Origin of the sequence: Nitrosococcus watsonii C-113, assembly GCF_000143085.1 — a bacterium.
In the GTDB taxonomy this organism is placed as follows: domain Bacteria; phylum Pseudomonadota; class Gammaproteobacteria; order Nitrosococcales; family Nitrosococcaceae; genus Nitrosococcus; species Nitrosococcus watsonii.
Genome location: NC_014315.1, coordinates 2,276,754 through 2,294,043, shown reverse-complemented (window position 1 = coordinate 2,294,043; position 17,290 = coordinate 2,276,754). Strand labels below are relative to the sequence as shown.

General features: G+C 49.8%; 18 protein-coding genes and 2 tRNA genes. 14 read left to right on the top strand and 6 right to left on the bottom strand.

The window, feature by feature from the left end; genetic code table 11:
- Positions 1-16: 16 nt before the first annotated feature.
- From NWAT_RS10275 to NWAT_RS10265, 3 genes are all read right to left on the bottom strand, one after another.
- Positions 17-892 carry a hypothetical protein gene (locus NWAT_RS10275; protein WP_232420101.1) on the bottom strand — a complete coding sequence of 292 codons (876 nt, stop codon included), beginning with the start codon at positions 890-892 and terminating at the stop codon, positions 17-19.
- Positions 893-1,172: 280 nt separating this feature from the next.
- Positions 1,173-2,498, bottom strand: coding sequence for an HlyC/CorC family transporter (locus tag NWAT_RS10270; RefSeq protein ID WP_013221017.1), 1,326 nt, complete (start codon positions 2,496-2,498; stop codon positions 1,173-1,175).
- 172 nt (positions 2,499-2,670) lie between these two features.
- Positions 2,671-3,504 (bottom strand): cytochrome C assembly family protein, encoded by an 834-nt coding sequence (locus NWAT_RS10265; protein WP_013221016.1) that lies wholly within the window; start codon positions 3,502-3,504, stop codon positions 2,671-2,673.
- 177 nt (positions 3,505-3,681) lie between these two features.
- On the opposite strand from NWAT_RS10265, the gene ffh reads away from it, so the two are divergent.
- From ffh to NWAT_RS10220, 9 genes are all read left to right on the top strand, one after another.
- On the top strand, positions 3,682-5,040 hold the full coding sequence (ffh, locus tag NWAT_RS10260) for a signal recognition particle protein (RefSeq protein ID WP_013221015.1): 1,359 nt from the start codon (positions 3,682-3,684) through the stop codon (positions 5,038-5,040).
- An 84-nt stretch (positions 5,041-5,124) separates the two neighbouring features.
- Positions 5,125-5,367, top strand: a complete 243-nt coding sequence (rpsP, locus tag NWAT_RS10255) for a 30S ribosomal protein S16 (protein WP_013221014.1) — start codon at positions 5,125-5,127, stop codon at positions 5,365-5,367.
- A 16-nt stretch (positions 5,368-5,383) separates the two neighbouring features.
- Positions 5,384-5,911, top strand: coding sequence for a ribosome maturation factor RimM (gene rimM, locus NWAT_RS10250; RefSeq protein WP_013221013.1), 528 nt, complete (start codon positions 5,384-5,386; stop codon positions 5,909-5,911).
- Between the two features lie 30 nt (positions 5,912-5,941).
- Positions 5,942-6,700, top strand: a complete 759-nt coding sequence (trmD, locus tag NWAT_RS10245) for a tRNA (guanosine(37)-N1)-methyltransferase TrmD (RefSeq protein WP_013221012.1) — start codon at positions 5,942-5,944, stop codon at positions 6,698-6,700.
- Positions 6,697-7,044, top strand: a complete 348-nt coding sequence (gene rplS, locus NWAT_RS10240; RefSeq protein WP_013221011.1) for a 50S ribosomal protein L19 — start codon at positions 6,697-6,699, stop codon at positions 7,042-7,044. The genes trmD and rplS overlap by 4 nt, the downstream gene beginning before the upstream one ends.
- 89 nt (positions 7,045-7,133) lie before the next feature.
- Positions 7,134-7,613, top strand: coding sequence for a methylated-DNA--[protein]-cysteine S-methyltransferase (locus tag NWAT_RS10235; protein ID WP_013221010.1), 480 nt, complete (start codon positions 7,134-7,136; stop codon positions 7,611-7,613).
- A complete protein-coding gene (gene xerD, locus NWAT_RS10230; protein WP_013221009.1) occupies positions 7,610-8,527 on the top strand; it encodes a site-specific tyrosine recombinase XerD in 918 nt (305 codons plus the stop codon). Before NWAT_RS10235 ends, xerD begins: the two co-directional genes overlap by 4 nt.
- Positions 8,528-8,608: 81 nt before the next feature.
- Entirely contained in the window at positions 8,609-9,091 is a 483-nt protein-coding gene (locus NWAT_RS10225; protein WP_013221008.1) for a YajQ family cyclic di-GMP-binding protein, read from the top strand.
- A gap of 15 nt (positions 9,092-9,106) precedes the next feature.
- A complete protein-coding gene (locus tag NWAT_RS10220; protein ID WP_013221007.1) occupies positions 9,107-9,844 on the top strand; it encodes a DsbC family protein in 738 nt (245 codons plus the stop codon).
- On the opposite strand, the gene lpxH is transcribed toward NWAT_RS10220, so the two are convergent.
- Positions 9,835-10,587 (bottom strand): UDP-2,3-diacylglucosamine diphosphatase, encoded by a 753-nt coding sequence (gene lpxH, locus NWAT_RS10215; protein ID WP_013221006.1) that lies wholly within the window; start codon positions 10,585-10,587, stop codon positions 9,835-9,837. The two genes, NWAT_RS10220 and lpxH, sit on opposite strands and share 10 nt — an antisense overlap.
- Positions 10,588-10,599: 12 nt before the next feature.
- A complete protein-coding gene (locus NWAT_RS10210) occupies positions 10,600-11,199 on the bottom strand; it encodes a peptidylprolyl isomerase (protein WP_013221005.1) in 600 nt (199 codons plus the stop codon).
- 146 nt (positions 11,200-11,345) lie between these two features.
- Between NWAT_RS10210 and gltX the strand changes: the two genes are divergently transcribed.
- On the top strand, positions 11,346-12,764 hold the full coding sequence (gene gltX / locus NWAT_RS10205; RefSeq protein WP_013221004.1) for a glutamate--tRNA ligase: 1,419 nt from the start codon (positions 11,346-11,348) through the stop codon (positions 12,762-12,764).
- Between the two features lie 19 nt (positions 12,765-12,783).
- Positions 12,784-14,271 carry a cysteine--tRNA ligase gene (cysS, locus tag NWAT_RS10200; RefSeq protein ID WP_013221003.1) on the top strand — a complete coding sequence of 496 codons (1,488 nt, stop codon included), beginning with the start codon at positions 12,784-12,786 and terminating at the stop codon, positions 14,269-14,271.
- Positions 14,272-14,303: 32 nt separating this feature from the next.
- Here cysS and folD read toward each other — a convergent pair whose 3' ends face one another.
- Complete coding sequence (gene folD, locus NWAT_RS10195) at positions 14,304-15,158, bottom strand: bifunctional methylenetetrahydrofolate dehydrogenase/methenyltetrahydrofolate cyclohydrolase FolD (protein ID WP_013221002.1); 855 nt, start codon at positions 15,156-15,158, stop codon at positions 14,304-14,306.
- A 165-nt stretch (positions 15,159-15,323) separates the two neighbouring features.
- Here folD and NWAT_RS10190 point away from each other — a divergent pair.
- The 3 genes from NWAT_RS10190 to NWAT_RS10180 all read left to right on the top strand — a co-directional run bounded on the left by NWAT_RS10190 (position 15,324) and on the right by NWAT_RS10180 (position 16,593).
- Positions 15,324-15,400, top strand: a tRNA-Pro gene (locus NWAT_RS10190).
- Between the two features lie 57 nt (positions 15,401-15,457).
- Positions 15,458-15,531 (top strand) — tRNA-Arg (locus NWAT_RS10185).
- 96 nt (positions 15,532-15,627) lie between these two features.
- Positions 15,628-16,593, top strand: a complete 966-nt coding sequence (locus NWAT_RS10180) for a site-specific integrase (RefSeq protein WP_013221001.1) — start codon at positions 15,628-15,630, stop codon at positions 16,591-16,593.
- Positions 16,594-17,290: the final 697 nt, after the last annotated feature.

The following is a 17,290-nucleotide window of genomic DNA, read 5'->3' as shown; positions in this document are numbered from 1 at the left end:
TAAATTTTTTGCTTGCTCATGGTTTCCCAGGGGATGGGCGCTGGTAGGAGGCATTGAGGTAAGGGATTAAGCGCCGCAGCAATTGGATATTACTTAAGTGTACCGGGATGGTTGAAGGACTCTCAGCCTGATGCAGTAATTCACCCAGTCTCTTGAGAAGGGAACGGGTATCAAAAAGGCGCAGATTCTCATTTTTCAAAGAAACCTCTAGAGAGGTGAAAGGCTTAGGTGGATGATCCTTGCTGAGATCAATCATAAAGCTGTTCATTTTTCCAGAAGAAGCGTGGGGAGGAGCAATTCTTACATGGGTCGGTAATTTCCCCAATAGCTCATAGCTCGGCACGATTTCGTCACTAGCTAGTCGGGAGGGTTCAACAATGGCTAGCAACATCAGTTCCTTATAGGCCATGGCGATATTTTTTCCGTCATCAACCCGTTTGGCGGCGTGGGGTATACAATCAAGCACTTGATAGTGTTCAGCGTAGCGGTAAAGTTGATGAAGCTCAAGATAGAGCCGAGGGGGAAGCGGATAGGGTAGGCGATAGTGATGCAGCATGGCATGGCCCAGTTGTTCGCAAGCCCGAGCGGCGGCTAGCAGTAGTATACTATCTTGTTTCGGCTCGCGGCCCCCCTCATACCCTTGTTTGATGGCGGTTTTATAGCCGTCCGCTAACATGAGAGGAAGGCGGGCGATATTCTGGGCGACTTGTTCCCGCTGCGCTGGCGGGATAGGGAGTTGGCGCAGGTGCAGCGGATCAAAGCCAAGCAGCATGGTGTTAATGGGCGTGCGATAAATATCGAGCAGTTGAACCCGGTGTTTTTCCTGGAGAGGCTGTTCATTGAGCAGAGCTAAGACATCTAGCAAAGCCTGGGTGGACTGGAATAAATTCATTACTGGCAGTTTGCGGGTCCATTGCCTCACTTTGCTCTCGCGGGTTTCTACAAGGGGGTTTTCATGATCCAGCAAGGAGGAAGTTGAAAGTAGAAATGGGCAGGATGAGTTCGTTGCGGCAAGGCTGGATTTAGTTATGGAATGTAAGCTTTCAGTACGCTGCGGTTTTTCCCTCTTTTTATTAAACTCGCTATCCATCATGCGTAGGATTTATAAACTTTTCGATTGATTCGGGCTGGAAGGAGAAATTATAAAGGATTCAGATGGGGAGTGGGATGATCTATGACTGGTTTTGGGGGGGAAGGCCAGGTGGTTCGGGAGTTACGATTCTAGTGCTTTCTTCTGTACCTTCAGACGGTCGTATACGGGCTGTACGCACGGCATTTCCGCTGGTTTGAATGATTTCGATAAGGTATCGGCCGAGGCGCAAGCCGATGCCGGGGCTTGGAATGGATTCCAAGTACTCAATAATGAGGCCGTTTAAAGTTTTTGGGCCAGTGATAGGTAGATCCCATTGCATAATCCGGTTTAACTCCCGGACATTGCTGCTGCCAGCCACTAAATAGCTACCATCCGGTTGTGGGTGTATTTCTCTTTCACTATCAATGGCATCAGCGGTAAATTCACCCACGATTTCTTCTAGGATGTCTTCCAGCGTAACCATACCTAAAATATCACCATATTCGTCCACGATTAAGCCAGTTCGCCGTTTGCATCGCTGAAAATTTAACAGTTGGAGATTTAAGGGGGTTTCTTCAGGGATGAAATAAGGTTCCTTAATGATAGCTTGCAGGCTTTCCTTATTGAAATTATTACTGGCGATAAGGTGCAGTGCTTTCCTTAAGTGTAGAATACCGACGACATGATCAATGCTGTCTTGGTAGACGTATAAACGAGTGTGAGCGCAGTGAGTTAGCTGGTCGACAATACTATCGATGGGGTCGTTAATATCGATACCGTCGATCTCATGGCGAGAAATCATGACATCATTGACCGTTACTTTCCCCAAGTCGAGAATACTCAGCAGCATGCGCTGGTGCCGTTTGGGGACCAACAGCCCGGTTTCGCTCAATACTACGCGCAATTCCTCCTGGCTCAGGGTAGTGGCGGACCCCCGGTGAGGGTAAACGCCAAAAAGGCTCAGCAAGGCGTTGGCAACGATATTAATAAGCCATACCAAGGGATAAAGAAGTTTTAGTAAAGGTTCCAAGACATAGGCGGCGGGAAAGGCAACGCGCTCTGGATGCAAAGCTGCCAGGGTCTTGGGGGTTACCTCGGCGAATAGCAGCACTACCACCGTGAGCACAATGGAAGCAACCGCGATCCCTTCATTACCTAACAGCCGTACCGCAATGACGGTGGCTATCGAGGCGGCCAGAATGTTGACGAAGTTATTGCCAAGAAGAATGAGGCTAATGAGCCGATCAGGACGGCGAAGCAGACGAGCAGCACGCATTGCCCCCGGATGCTGGGCTTGCTCTAAGTGCCGCAGCCGATAGCGGTTAAGGCTCATCAGTGCTGTTTCCGAGCTGGAAAAACAGGCAGAGATCACTAACAACGCGGCCAGCGTAGCAAACAGGAATTCTAGGGAAATTTCGTCAAGCATCTGCCAAGAAACTGGGCACCGGCCATGAGGAATTAAGCGCTATCAGACAGCAACGGTGTGGAGCGATGATATTTATTGCTTACAAGGATATCAGCCCATTGTGGGCAATTCGGTCTAGCTTTAGGCAGCACGCAACATAAATCCGTATCGTAAAAGTAAAGTTATCATAAGACTAAGTGCGTTGTAATACAATTTCTAGTACTAGCTTAGTACCGAAGTAGGCTAACATCAGAAAGAAAAAACCGCTTAGAGTCCAATGGATTGCCGTGCGCCCCCGCCAGCCGGAGCGCCAACGTCCCCACAGCAAGATCCCAAACACCAGCCAGGCGATGATCGAGAAGACGGTTTTATGGGCAAGGTGCTGGGCAAATATATCCTCTAAAAAGAGAATGCCGCTGAATAAACTCAGTGAAAGTAGCACAAATCCCACCGCGAGAATCTGGAATAGAAGAGTTTCCATGGTCTGCAAGGGCGGTAGGGCGCGGATAAAGCCGCCTGGATGCTTATTCCGGATCTGGTGGTTTTGGATCGCCAGTAGAAGGGCGTGTATGGCCGCCAAAGCAAGCAGACTATAAGCCACAAGCGAAATTAAAATGTGAATTTCCAAAGGCTTCATCATACCGGATTCGGCACTGAATTTAACGACGATATGCTGGGATGGAAATAAATCTTGTGCCCCGAGCGCAATGGCCGCAAAAGGGTAGACGGCAATTCCCATATTTTCTATGGGTTTCTTGAGGCTAGTGGCTAGTAAAAGCAGGGCCATTAGCCAGGCCGCGGCGGACAGCGCATCGGTAAAGCCAAGACTAATTCCGGAGGCTGTGAAAAGACGGTTAGCTAGTATGAAACTATGAAAAACCACCCCCGCCAGCCCTAATAGGCCTGCAAGTTGTTTGCTGGCGGTCCGCTTGCCTTTCTTGGCTGTGGCATTTAATAAGCACCAGCCTAGAGCGATGCCGGCAGCGCAATAACAAACAATGCCAAGCAGACTCTCTAGAGACATCATCGATATATTCAGCGTGGCTTATTTATCAAGATAGTTCCATCATCCCATAACATCCAGCTTTATTAAAGGGAACCAAGTCTCTAAATTCGGAGAAACGCCTGTTGGATAGAGAATATTCACGTTATAATTATGTCTTTTATATTGAAAGTCTTATAGAGATTTTTAAGGGATTGGTTGATGTTTGATAATTTGACGGAGCGTCTTGGTCACACGCTAAAGCGGTTACGAGGCCAAGCGCGTCTTACTCAGGATAATATCAAAGATACCCTGCGTGAGGTGCGCGTTGCTTTGTTGGAAGCGGATGTTGCGTTACCGGTGGTGCGGGATTTTGTTGCTAAGGTTCGGGAGCGAGCGGTTGGCCAGGAGGTTCTGCGCAGCCTTACGCCAGGCCAGGCGTTTATTAAAATCGTCCATGAAGAGCTTATGGCGGTTATGGGAGAAGCTGCGGAAGGACTGAAGCTGGATGTCCGCCCTCCTGCCGTAATCTTGATGGCGGGTTTGCAGGGCTCCGGTAAAACGACCACTGTCGCCAAACTGGCCCGTTGGCTGAAGGAGCAGCAAAAAAAATCGGTGCTTGTAACTAGTGCCGATGTTTACCGGCCAGCAGCGATTCAACAGCTTGAAACCCTCGCCAGTGAAGTGGGGGTAGCCTTTTATCCAAGCAAGCCTACCCAAGACCCGGTTGCTATTGCCCGGGGGGCGATTCAGCAGGCTCGAACCCAAGTGCTGGATGTGCTTATTATTGATACTGCGGGCCGGTTGCATGTGGACGACTTGATGATGGCGGAAATCAAGCGCCTGCATGAAGCGGCGGAGCCGGTTGAGACCCTATTTGTGGTGGATAGTATGACTGGGCAGGATGCAGCGAATACGGCCCAGGCTTTTAATGATTCCCTGGCGTTGACGGGGGTTATTCTCACCAAGGTTGATGGTGATGCCCGTGGTGGAGCAGCTTTATCTATCCGCCAGATCACGGGTAAGCCTATCAAATTTTTAGGCGTTGGGGAGAAAACCGCTGCCCTTGAACTCTTTCATCCTGATCGTTTAGCTTCTCGCATACTGGGTATGGGCGATGTGCTAAGCCTGGTGGAAGAGGTAGAGCAGAAGCTTGATAAAGATAAGGCGGAGAAGCTTGCCAAAAAGCTTAAGAAGGGAAAAGGTTTCAATCTAGAGGATTTCCGTCAGCAATTGCAGCAAATGAGCAAAATGGGTGGAGTTTCGAATCTGCTAGATAAGCTACCGGGAATCAATCTGCCTGCGGGTGCGGCTGACCAGGTTAATGAGCGGGAACTGATCCGTCTTGAGGCGATTATCAATTCCATGACTCCCCGTGAACGCCAACGGCCGGAAATTATTAGAAGTTCTCGTAAACGGCGTATTGCGGCCGGGTCGGGTACTCAGGTTCAGGAGGTCAACCGTTTACTCAAGCAGTTTACCCAGATGCAAAAGATGATGAAGCGGATGTCCCGCAAAGGAGGAATGGCTAAGCTAATGCGGGGAATGAAAGGAGGACTTCCGCCGGGGATGCCCTTCTGAGCCCACGCTTCTCAAGCTTAGTAATTTCGCGTAAAATCCGTTGATTTTTTAGTAAAGATAAAGTGTAACGAGGCAAGAAGCGCAATGGTAACAATCCGCTTGGCGAGAGGGGGGGCGAAGAAACGTCCTTTTTATAGTATTGTGGTAGCCGATAAACGCAATAAGCGTGACGGGCGCTATATTGAACAATTAGGTTTTTTCAACCCTATTGCGGCGGGGGGAGAAGTCCCTCTGCGAATTGATATGGAGCGGGCTAATTACTGGTTATCTCAGGGGGCTCAGCCTTCCGAGCGGGTCGCCCAGCTCTTTAAAACTTATTCAGCCTAGAACAAAATTCCATTGAATGGGGCTAGGGCAGGGATCGGCTGACAATGAGCGCTATGTCCTCGTCGGGCGTATTTCCGGATTATATGGCGTACAGGGTTGGCTTCGAGTCTATTCTTATACCCAATCCCGGGATAATATTCTGGATTATGAACCTTGGTATCTGCGACAGAATGGAGCTTGGCAAGCACGGCGATTAATGAAGGGACGCGTCCAGGGCAAGGGGATTGTGGTTGCCTTGGAAGGAATTGATGAGCGGGATGTGGCGGCTCTCTGGGTAGGTTGTGAAATTGCTGTTCATCGGAATCAATTGCCCCCTCCCGAAGAAGGTGAATATTATTGGGCTGATCTCATTGGGCTGCAGGTGATCACTGTGCAAGGGGAGGTACTTGGCCAGGTCGACCGTTTGTTGGAGACGGGAGCCAATGATGTACTTGTCGTTCGAGGGGAGCGGGAGCGGTTACTCCCCTTCCTGATGGGAATGATCGTTAAGCAAGTAGACCTCCAGCAAGGATTATTGACTGTCGATTGGGATCCGGATTTCTAGTTTTTTAGTACCCTGGGAGGGGAGTTGAAGATGCGCTTTGGCGTGATCACCCTGTTTCCCGGTATGTTTGATGCGCTATGGGACTCCGGGGTGGTCGGGCGTGCCTTAAAACAAGGGAAAATATCATTAAGCTTTTGGAATCCAAGAGACTTCGCTCATGATCGGCACCGCACCGTAGATGCTCGGCCCTATGGTGGGGGGCCTGGTATGGTGATGGGGATTCAGCCTCTCCGTGATGCTATTCACGCGGGACGCACCGAGTTAGGGAAAGGTTGCCGGGTTCTATATCTCTCTCCCCAGGGGCGCCGGCTGGATCAAGAGGGATTGGAGATATTAGCTGCCTATGAATCCTTGCTTTTTGTGGCAGGCCGCTACGAAGGGGTGGATGAACGTCTTATCGAAATGGAAGTCGATGAAGAATGGTCCATCGGTGATTATGTCCTGAGCGGTGGAGAACTAGCGGCCATGGTGATGATCGACGGTGTGGCACGGTTGCTGCCCGGTGTATTAGGTGCAGCGGAGTCCGCACAGCAAGATTCCTTCGTTGATGGTTTGCTCGACTGTCCTCACTACACGCGCCCGGAGATAATTGAGGGTTATAGAGTGCCGCCTGTGTTACTAAGCGGCAATCATAAAGCTATTCGCCGCTGGCGGTTAAAGCAAGCACTGGGCCGGACCTGGCTTAAGCGACCGGATTTATTGAGTAGGCGGATATTGGATCTAGAGCAGCAACACTTACTTGCTGAGTTTATTCGGGAATATCAGGCGGAACATAGGGAACCGAGATGAGCAATAATATTATTAAGGCAATTGAAGCAGAGCAGCTAAAGCAGGATTTACCAGAATTTTGCCCAGGAGACACGGTTCAGGTGCAGGTTCGGGTGAAGGAGGGCACTCGTGAACGTTTACAGGCCTTTGAAGGGGTTGTGATTGCCAAGCGTAACCGCGGCCTCAACTCTTCATTTACCGTGCGCAAAATTTCTCATGGGGAAGGGGTTGAGCGGGTTTTTCAAACCCATAGTCCTACCTTAGAAGGTATTCTGGTTAAACGCCGGGGTGATGTGCGCCGTGCTAAACTCTATTATCTGCGGGAGCGGAGAGGCAAGGCGGCTCGCATTAAAGAAAAGATTTAACGTTAGTTAGTTAATTTAGATAAGTAAGATAAAGCCTAGCTAAGGCACTTCAATTTGAAGTGTCTTTTTTGGGTTTTGGGAGGAAGGCTATGGTGCATTCCGTTTATGGGGCGATTGTAGCCACCCCGCTAGGTAAGTTGGGATTATCTACTTCTGAAAATACTTTGATTGGGCTGGATTTTCTGCCGCTTAATACTCCAGAATGTTTTCCCTTGGACTCCGCTGCACGGGCAGCGCTTGCTCAACTTCAAGCTTATTTTGCCGATCCTAGAGTGATGTTTACATTATCTCTCCTGCCACAGGGAACAGTATTTCAGAAGCGAGTTTGGCATGCGTTGTGTCTTATACCACCGGGTTCGACGGTTACCTATGGCAAGTTTGCCGAGAAATTAAAAACCAGCCCGCGAGCGATAGGGGCTGCCTGCCGCACTAATCCTTTGCCTATTTTTATCCCTTGCCATCGGGTGATTTCCAGCCAAGGTTTGGGGGGATATAGTGGTGCTACGGAAGGACCTTACCTGGATATCAAGGCGTGGTTGTTACGACATGAGGCAAAGGGGGGTAGGTGATAAGCTCCGAACAGGCCTGCCTCGCAGCCGATCAGGAGCACCTAGAGCGTTTTCTGGATACCTTATGGTTAGAAGAGGGATTGGCGGAAAATACTCTAGCGGCTTATCGCCGTGATCTAGAGGGATTTTCCCGCTGGTTGGATTCTCAGGGACGGGCCCTGATTAGGGCGCAGCGGGAAGATGTGCTGGCCTATTTAGCGCACCGCCTGGAAGGGGGTGGTAAATCTAGAAGTGTTGCCCGCTCAGTTTCTAGCCTGCGCCGTTTTTACCGTTATCTCATGAGGGAGAAAATCCGCGATAGCGACCCTAGCGACCGTGTGGAGCTTCCCCGACTTGGAAGGCTTTTGCCTGAGTCTTTGAGTGAAGGGGAAGTAGAAGCCTTATTAGCCGCCCCCAAGACTAATGATAGCCTGGGGCTGCGAGATCGAACCATGTTGGAAACTTTATATGCTACCGGGTTGCGGGTTTCTGAATTAGTTAATTTAACCCTGTCTCAATTGAATTCCCGGCAGGGAGTAGTCCGTTTAAGCGGTAAAGGCAATAAAGAGCGTCTGGTGCCTTTAGGAGAAGTCGCGCTGAGCTGGCTTGATCGTTATTGCCATGAAGCCCGTCCAGGATTAGTTAGGGGTCAGCTTAATGAAATACTATTCCTGACCCGGCGCGGCGGGGCCATGAGCCGGCAAGCTTTTTGGTACTTGATCAAGCGCTATGCCCGCCAGTCTGGTATCCAAAAGACCCTTTCACCTCATACCTTGCGCCACGCGTTTGCCACTCACCTTTTAAATCATGGGGCGGATTTGCGGGTAGTGCAAATTTTGCTTGGGCATGCAGACCTTTCGACTACACAAATTTACACTCATGTGGCTAGGGCTCGTTTGCAACAGCTTCACCAGCAGCATCATCCGCGCGGCTAAAGCGCATTTGATGTGGCTGCTTATTTCCCACTGTCCCTGCTGCAACTTTTTAGAGTTACTCGGTTTAAGGAGATCCTTACAATGCCTACATTCGACGTGGTTTCTGAAGTTGACAAGCATGAATTACAAAACGCCATTGACCAGGTTAATCGTGAAATCGGTACCCGCTTTGATTTTCGTGGAACCGAGGCTCGCATCGAGGAGTCAGAGGAAGAACTCCTATTGGTCGCTGAGAGTGAATTTCAGCTTCAGCAGATGCGAACCATATTGGATACTAAGCTTGCTAAGCGGGGTGTGGATGTGGGTTGTTTAGAAGCTAAGGAGCCAGAAATCGTAGGGAAGCGGGCCCGCCAGTCCATTCAAGTCCGGCAGGGTATTGATAAGGACGCCGCCCGTAAAATCATCAAAATAATTAAGGAGAGTAAGCTCAAGGTCCAGGCTGCTATTCAGGGAGAGCAAGTGCGAATTTCAGGCAAAAAACGGGATGATTTACAGCAAGTGATTGCCTTGCTGCGGGAGGCCGATTTGGATTTACCACTGCAGTACATTAACTTTCGTGATTAACATTAGGACATAACGATGGGAAAGAAATTACTAGGTTTTTTATTGGCGGGGGGGTTGGTTACGCTCTCATTTACCGCGCTTGGGAACGAGGAAATTGAAGCGGTGCGGGCATCTCTGCAAAAATTGGTGCCGGGGACGGAGCCTCAGAGCATCAAGCCGGCGCCTATTCCTGGCATTTATGAGGTAGTGTTGGAGGGGCAAGTATTTTATCTAAGTCAGGATGGCCGTTATATGGTGCAAGGACAGTTGGTTGATTTGGCAACCCGGACTAATTTGACCGAGGAGCGGCTCAAGGTTATACGGGCTGCGGCCATCAGCAATCTAGATGAACAGGATATGATTGTGTTTGGACCCGAGCAGGCAAAACACACGGTGAATGTCTTTACGGATATTGATTGCGGTTACTGCCGCCAATTACATCAGCATATAAAAGAGTATAATGCTTTGGGGCTTAAGATCCGCTATCTTGCTTTTCCCCGTGCCGGTATTGGCTCTTCTTCCTATGACAAGGCGGTAGAGGTATGGTGCGCTAAGGACCCCCATCAGGCAATGACTCAAGCCAAGGCGGGAAAGCCAGTGGAGAACACTGCTAAATGCGAGAATCCCGTGGCTGATCAGTTTAAACTCGGTCAATCTTTGGGGGTTAATGCCACGCCAACTCTGATGCTGGAAGATGGTACGGTGTTGCCAGGGCTCGTTCGTCCTCAGGCACTCGTTAATATCCTGGAACAGAAGGTGGCGGCTCATCCCTGAAGGTGGCTGAAGCGGGGTTCTGGTATCCGGGAGTCGGAAAAATGAAACCCCTCTGGAGTGCAGGTAAGGACGCTCTTCCCGTGATCCCAGTCGCCAAGGACGATCCGTTGTCTAGGGTGGCCGTCAACGGAAAAATGGTGTACCGCTGGACGGTGAGTATGGCCATGGATGAGTTGTTTGACCCCATGAACTCGGAGGGCCGTTGCAACCGCAGTTTTATTCACGTCCATGATTGTTAAGGGCTGGTTTTGAATATGGGTCTGGCTCTGGCGGCGCAAGCCTCGGGCGATAGTGTGGCGCCAGGACTTTGGCAGTGCCAGATAAGTTCGGAGAATAGCTGGTCGACGTAACCGTGCTCGGGCCCGCTGATAGGCCACATCGTCCGTGCAAAGCATATCTCCGTGCATTAACAGGGTAGGGACACCGTAGAGATCAATGATGGTAGGATCGGGCAGAATTTGGCAGCCGCTTGCTTGAGAAAACATCTGGCCCACCAGAAAATCCCGGTTTCCAGAAAGAAAATAGAGAGTTACACCGGCGTCTGCCAGGCGGCGGAGGGCCGTGATAATGGCTAGACCCTCCGCTGTGGGCGCATCATCTCCAATCCAATAGTCAAACAGGTCACCTAGGATATAGAGGGCATCTCCATAAGGTGTCTCCTGGGAGAGGAACTCGATAGCCCGTAACTGAATCTCAGTTTTGCCTGCTCCGAGATGAAGATCCGAGATGAAAAATACAGCCATGGAGTCTCGCTATCATCCATTTTCCACGATGGTAGCCTGCTCGATAATAACAGGTTCTAATGGGACATCCCTATGATTTCCTTTGCTGCCTGTTTTTACTTTCTTGATGGCATTGACTACGTCCATACCTTCGACAACCTGGCCAAAAACCGCATAACCCCAGCCTTGGCGATCCTGGTTTCGATGGTTTAAAGAAGCGTTGTTGGCGACGTTAATGAAAAATTGAGCGGTAGCTGAATGGGGATCAGAGGTACGCGCCATGGCGATGGCTCCCACCTCGTTCTTAAGTCCATTCTCTGCTTCATTCCGGATGGGATCGTGGGTTGATTTGGAGTTAAAATCAGTATCGAAGCCGCCGCCTTGAATCATAAAATTGTCAATGACCCGGTGAAATAAAGTACCGTTGTAGAAGCCTTCGTTCACATAGCGGAGAAAATTTTCTACGGTGACGGGTGCTTTCTCCGGGTTGAGTGCGATCACAATATCACCCAGGGTAGTTTGTAATTTAACCCGTGGCTGCTGATCTGGAGATGCTGCTCCACCGCCCGCTTCGGCCGCGAAGCTAAATATGCCAAGTAGAAGGAGAGTAAGTGTTTTTGGGGAAGCGTGCATAAATATAGACCTATTTTATATTGAGTTTAAGAATTATCAATGAGATTTCTGAAAATGGCTATATTACGTGAATACCGTTATAACGAGCAAAAGTCTAAGCCAGTAATTTTTGTGACTAGCTGATTTTTCTATTATTATGCTAAGCCATGAATAAAACCGCGCTTAAGACCCGTTTTGCTCCGAGCCCCAGTGGACTTTTGCATCTGGGAAATATACGTACCGCCTTGTTTAATGCCCTGCTGGCCCGCCGTAGCCGTGGCCTATTTCTGCTGCGGATTGAAGATACAGATCAGGAACGGAGCAGCGAGGAATATGTGGTGGCGTTGATGGAAGATCTGCGCTGGTTAGCCCTAGAATGGCAAGAGGGGCCGAAAGCAGGGGGAGAAGCGGGACCTTACCGGCAATCTCAGCGGAGTATTGTTTACCAAACTAATTTTCAGCGTTTAGAAGCTGAAAAATTAGCCTATCCTTGTTTTTGTTCCCAAGAAGAGCTTGAGCGGGTGCGTAAACGGCAGTTGGCTGCGGGTCAAGCCCCCCGCTATCCGGGAACTTGCGCTCGACTCAGTCCTGATGAAGTAGAAAGTAAATTAGCGGCAGGCTTTAAGTCCGCTCTGCGCTTTCGTGTACCGTCCCTTACCACAATTGAGTTTGAGGATTTGGTACGGGGCCCCCAGCGTTTTGCGGCGGGAGATATCGGTGATTTTATTATCCGCCGTACGGATGGTTCACCTGCCTTCTTCTTTAGCAATGCTCTAGACGATGCCCTGATGGGAGTGACCCATGTTCTGCGGGGCGAGGATCATCTGACCAACACTCCGCGTCAAATCCTGTTACTCCAGGCCTTGGATCTGCCGATACCTCGCTATGGACACATTGCCATGATCGTGAGCCGCGACGGTGCTCCTCTTTCCAAGCGCCACGGGAGTCGCAGCGTTCGGGAATTACGGGAAGCAGGCTATTTACCAGAAGCCTTATGTAATTATCTGGCCCGGCTAGGTCATCATTATGAAGATAGCGGCTTTCTCGATTTGGATACTCTGGCTGCTCAATTCGACTTGGCGCGGCTGGGGAGGGCACCGGCACGCTTCGATCCACAGCAACTTCATCACTGGCAACGGGAGGCCCTAGCTCGCTGCGAGCTTGATACCTTGGGGCGGTGGCTGGCGCCGGTAACTGCTTCTCGGGTACCAGTCGATAAATACCAGGATTTTATCGAAGCCGTCCGGCCTAACGTGGTTTTGCCTGAAGATGCCCTTCATTGGGCGAAAATATTATTTAGCGAAGAGCTTGTGCTCGAGGACGGCGTCTTACCCATCATCCATGAAGCGGGCGCCCAATTCTTTACCCAGGCATTAGCCGCTATTGACGATTGTGGTACCGATTTTAAAGCGCTCACCGCTCAACTCAAGCAAACTACGGGTGCAAAGGGCCGGTTGCTTTTTCTCCCTTTGCGGGCAGCCTTCACTGGCGAGTTAGACGGTCCAGAGTTGGCTCGCTTACTCCCTTTGATGGGGGCAGTGCAGGCCCGTCAGCGACTCCAAAACTGCCTACACCAATCTTATTAAAATTTCGGGAATCCGTTTTATGTTGCGTATCTATAACAGTTTAACCCGGAAGAAAGAGGAATTTATTCCCATTGAGTCCGGCAAGGTACGCATGTATGTATGCGGCATGACGGTCTACGATCTATGCCATGTGGGTCATGCCCGCGTTATGGTCGTCTTTGATGTGGTGGCTCGCTATTTACGAGCCAGTGGCTTTGAGGTGATGTATGTGCGGAATATTACGGATATCGACGATAAAATCATTCACCGCGCCAATGAAAAGGGAGAAAGTATTCATGCCCTAACTGCCCGTTACATTCAGGCTCTGCATGAAGATGAAGCAAGCCTTCAGATATTGCCCCCGGATCGGGAACCGCGAGCCACAGAATCCATGGAGGCCATCTTGGCTATGGTGCGGCAATTGCTAGAGCAAGGTTATGCCTATCAAGGAGAAAATGGAGATATCTACTACGATGTTAGCCATTTTGAGGGTTATGGCGCTCTTTCTGGCAAGCACCTTGAGGATCTGCGGGCGGGTGAGCGAGTTCAAGTCAACGAAGCTAAAACTGATCCCTTGGATTTTGTCCTGTGGAAAGCCGCCAAGCCTGATGAGCCCGCATGGGAATCGCCTTGGGGGCCGGGACGCCCTGGTTGGCACATTGAGTGCTCGGCCATGTCTATTCAGGAATTAGGGGTTCACTTTGATATTCATGGGGGCGGCCAGGATCTCCAGTTTCCCCACCATGAGAACGAGATTGCCCAAAGTGAAGCGGCAACAGGCAGTAAGTTCGTCAACTATTGGATGCACAATGGCTTCGTGCGACTAGATGATGAAAAAATGTCCAAGTCCTTGGGTAATTTTTTCACCGTGCGTGAAGTTTTGGAGCACTATCATCCCGAAGTGCTGCGCTATTTTATTCTCTCTAGCCATTACCGCAGCCCCCTGAATTATAGCAAACAGCAACTGGATACCGCTAAAGCAGCCATGACCCGCTTATACACGGCGCTACGGGGAATACCAAGAGGCGATGACCGAGCGTCCGCGCAAGGATTAAGCTGGGAGTTTGTCGATGGGGAAGATCCTTTTATCCTACGCTTCCGGGAAGCTATGGACGATGATTTTAATACTCCCGAAGCCTTGGCCCTGTTAAATGAAGTCCGCCATGCCCTTAACCGTGCTCGCAAGGGTGGCGATACCGAGAAGGGGCAATCTTTAGCTGTGCTGCTACGAGCCTTAGGTGGCATTTTAGGGTTGCTGGCCCATGAGCCTGAGCAATTTCTGCGTGATCCTCGCCAGATGGTTGTTGTCTCTGACACCGCTAAGACCACCAGTCTTTCCTTAACTTCTCAGACTAGCACTGAAAAAGTCGTTCTTTCCCATGACGGCATTGAGCAGTTAGTTGCCCAGCGGACGGTTGCCCGTAAAAACAAAGACTGGGCTGAGGCGGACCGCATTCGTGGAATACTGAAGGACCAAGGCATTACTTTGGAAGATACAGCGGCAGGAACTCTCTGGCGGCGAGGCTAGTATTTTAACCCACCTACGCTCCAGCAAAACCCTCACTCATGTAATTTTTCTGTAGCGTAAAGGGTGTTTTGTAACAAGGTTGCTATGGTCATGGGGCCTACCCCGCCAGGCACAGGCGTGATCCACGAGGCCCGCTGCCGGGCCGATTCGAATTCTACGTCACCGGTTAAGGTACCGTCCGATTGCCGGGTAAAACCCACGTCAATAACCGTTGCGCCAGGCTTGATCCATTTTCCTTGGATTAAGTGGGGTTTACCCACGGCAGCAACCACGATATCGGCTTCTGAAATAGGCTTGTGTAAATCACGGGTCCAACGATGGCAGATAGTTACCGTGCAACCAGCCAGCAACAGCTCTAGCATCATGGGCCGTCCTACGATATTAGAGGCCCCAACTACAACCGCTTCCAAGCCTCTCAGGTCTTGACCTGTGGCGCGCAAAAGAGTGATCACGCCATGGGGTGTACAGGGCCTAAGGAGGGGAAGGCGCAAAGTCAGCCGCCCAATATTATAGGGATGGAAACCATCCACATCTTTATCGGGTTGGATTTGCTCGACTACCCGTTCAGTATCAATATGTTTTCCAAGAGGCAATTGGACCAAAATCCCGTCTACGGTTGAATCCGCGTTTAACTGGTCGATGAGCGCGAGCAGGTTAGTCTGGGTGGTATCTGCCGGCAGATCATAAGCCAAGGATTTGAAACCCACTTCTTCGCAGGCGCGCCGCTTGTTACGAACGTAGACTTGGGAGGCGGGATCACTGCCAAGCAGTATGACTGCTAATCCTGGCGGGCGGAGTCCGGCCGTTATTCTTTCTTGAACTTGTTGCTTGATATTTTGCCGAATATCGGTGGCAATGGCTTTCCCGTCAAGGATGTTGGCGCTCATGAATGATCCTTAATTGTTAATAGTTCAGTAATGGAGAGCGTAATTTGTTATTATAATTGCACGAGAGGAAAGACTGCTAAAAAAGCGGGGCCGGAATCAGAGAGTCGGCAAGAGAATAGAAAATACATTGACGCATTCGCCGGCTCACCTTAATATTTCATGTTTCGGGGTATAGCGCAGCCTGGTAGCGCATCTGCTTTGGGAGCAGAGGGTCGGGGGTTCAAATCCCTCTACCCCGACCAGTTTATTTACAGCGGCGCATATTGGTTAGTTCATGGGTTGTGGGGATGCCGTTCCATGCGCCCGTAGCTCATTCGGATAGAGCATCGGCCTTCTAAGCCGAGGGTAGTAGGTTCGAATCCTACCGGGCGCGCTTTATATTCAATCAGTTAGCTAGATTTCTGCAATCCTCTCAAACAAGCTTGACACACTTTTGACACAAATTAAGCTGTTTGAGGGATTATTAGACATGGCGACCATACGAAAGAGAGGCAATAGCTGGAACGTACAGATCAGAAAGAGAGGGCATAAACAGATTACCAAATCATTCAAGGACAGGAAACTAGCGCTGACTTGGATAAAGAAAGTTGAGAATGAAATGGAAAGAGGGGTATTCCAAGATACTACAGAAGCCCAAAGAATAACCTTCAATACCATTCTGGACAAATACAAACAAAGAGCACTGATTACCAAAAGAGGAATAGCCCAAGAAGAAAGCCGGATCAAATACCTCAAGGAGTGGCTAGGCGACTACTCCCTTGCTGGGATAACTCCCGCTGTACTGTCAAAGTTTAGGGACTGGAGAGGGCTTAGCGTAGCAGCACAGACGGTAAAGCATGACCTGTCCCTGATTAGCCGGATTATCAATTATGCTATTAAAGATCTTGGATACAGCCTACCGTATGGAAACCCAGTGCAACAAATTAGAATGCCCAAGATCCCAAGGGGAAGAACCAGACGGCTAGAGCCTGGAGAACAAGAGCTATTGCTAGAGAACGCTAGCGAGAGTCTACAACCAGTCATTCTCTTTGCCCTTGAAACAGCTATGAGAAGGGGAGAAATAGCCAATATGGAATGGAGAGACGTAGACCTCAAACAGAGAACACTCCATATTCCAGAGACCAAGACAGGCATTCCTAGAACCATTCCTCTATCCTCAGAAGCTATCAAGATATTGAAAGAGATACCTCTAGGCTTTGGGCCTATCTTTAAAGTACACGCTGATAGCATGACTAAAGCCTTTGACAGAGCCACCAACAAGGCAGGCATTGAGGACTTAAGGTTTCATGATTTAAGGCATGAAGCAACTAGCAGACTATTTGAGAAAGGATTAAACCATACAGAAGTAGCCAGCATTACTGGACATAAAGATTTGAAAATGCTCCTACGGTACACGCACTTAAGAGCCACTGATTTAGTCAGTAAGATAGGTTAATCATAATAACGAAGGGGTACCCATAGTAGGGGTATCCTTTTGGTGGCTAACTTTTCAGCCACGAAACCGGCCCCTGTCGTGCATGGAACAGTAGCTATACCCACCAGCTAACATTTCATGCGCGAGAGGGCGCTATCCAGATTTGAGCTATCTATTCAGCCAGCTAAGATTTCAGCCCGCTACATAATCCAGATAGTGGTTCCCCCGGCGAGTACCAGCTTTCCAGAGGAATAAAAGAAAATAAGCATTCCACAGATTTGGGGAGTCCCATTAAATCATACAGTTACGAGGCAGAGGGAGTAATTCGCTCCCCCCAAATTTGGGGAGTCAATACAAAACAATCAGTTACAATCCAACCGTAACGAATCGTTACCCCTATAATTTTGCTCCTGGTCAACCGCGAGCAAACACCAGAGACCAGACTATATATTGGTTTTCGGTCAACCTGAAATCAAACATACCCACCATTTCAACGGGTAGCAGACCAAACTATATTTTCGCACACCACTTTTGGCGACCAAACAGACAGACCATACAGAATTGAAGACGTAAACTTTCCTTACCCCTTGGACAGAGACCAGACCTGCTTCGCCAAAGAAGGCGAGGCCAATAACTGAAGACCAGAACTTTCCTCCGGTCATGGTGGAGAGGAAGGGAGGGAGACTGATTTCCACCCGTTACATGGTCCAGATTTGGA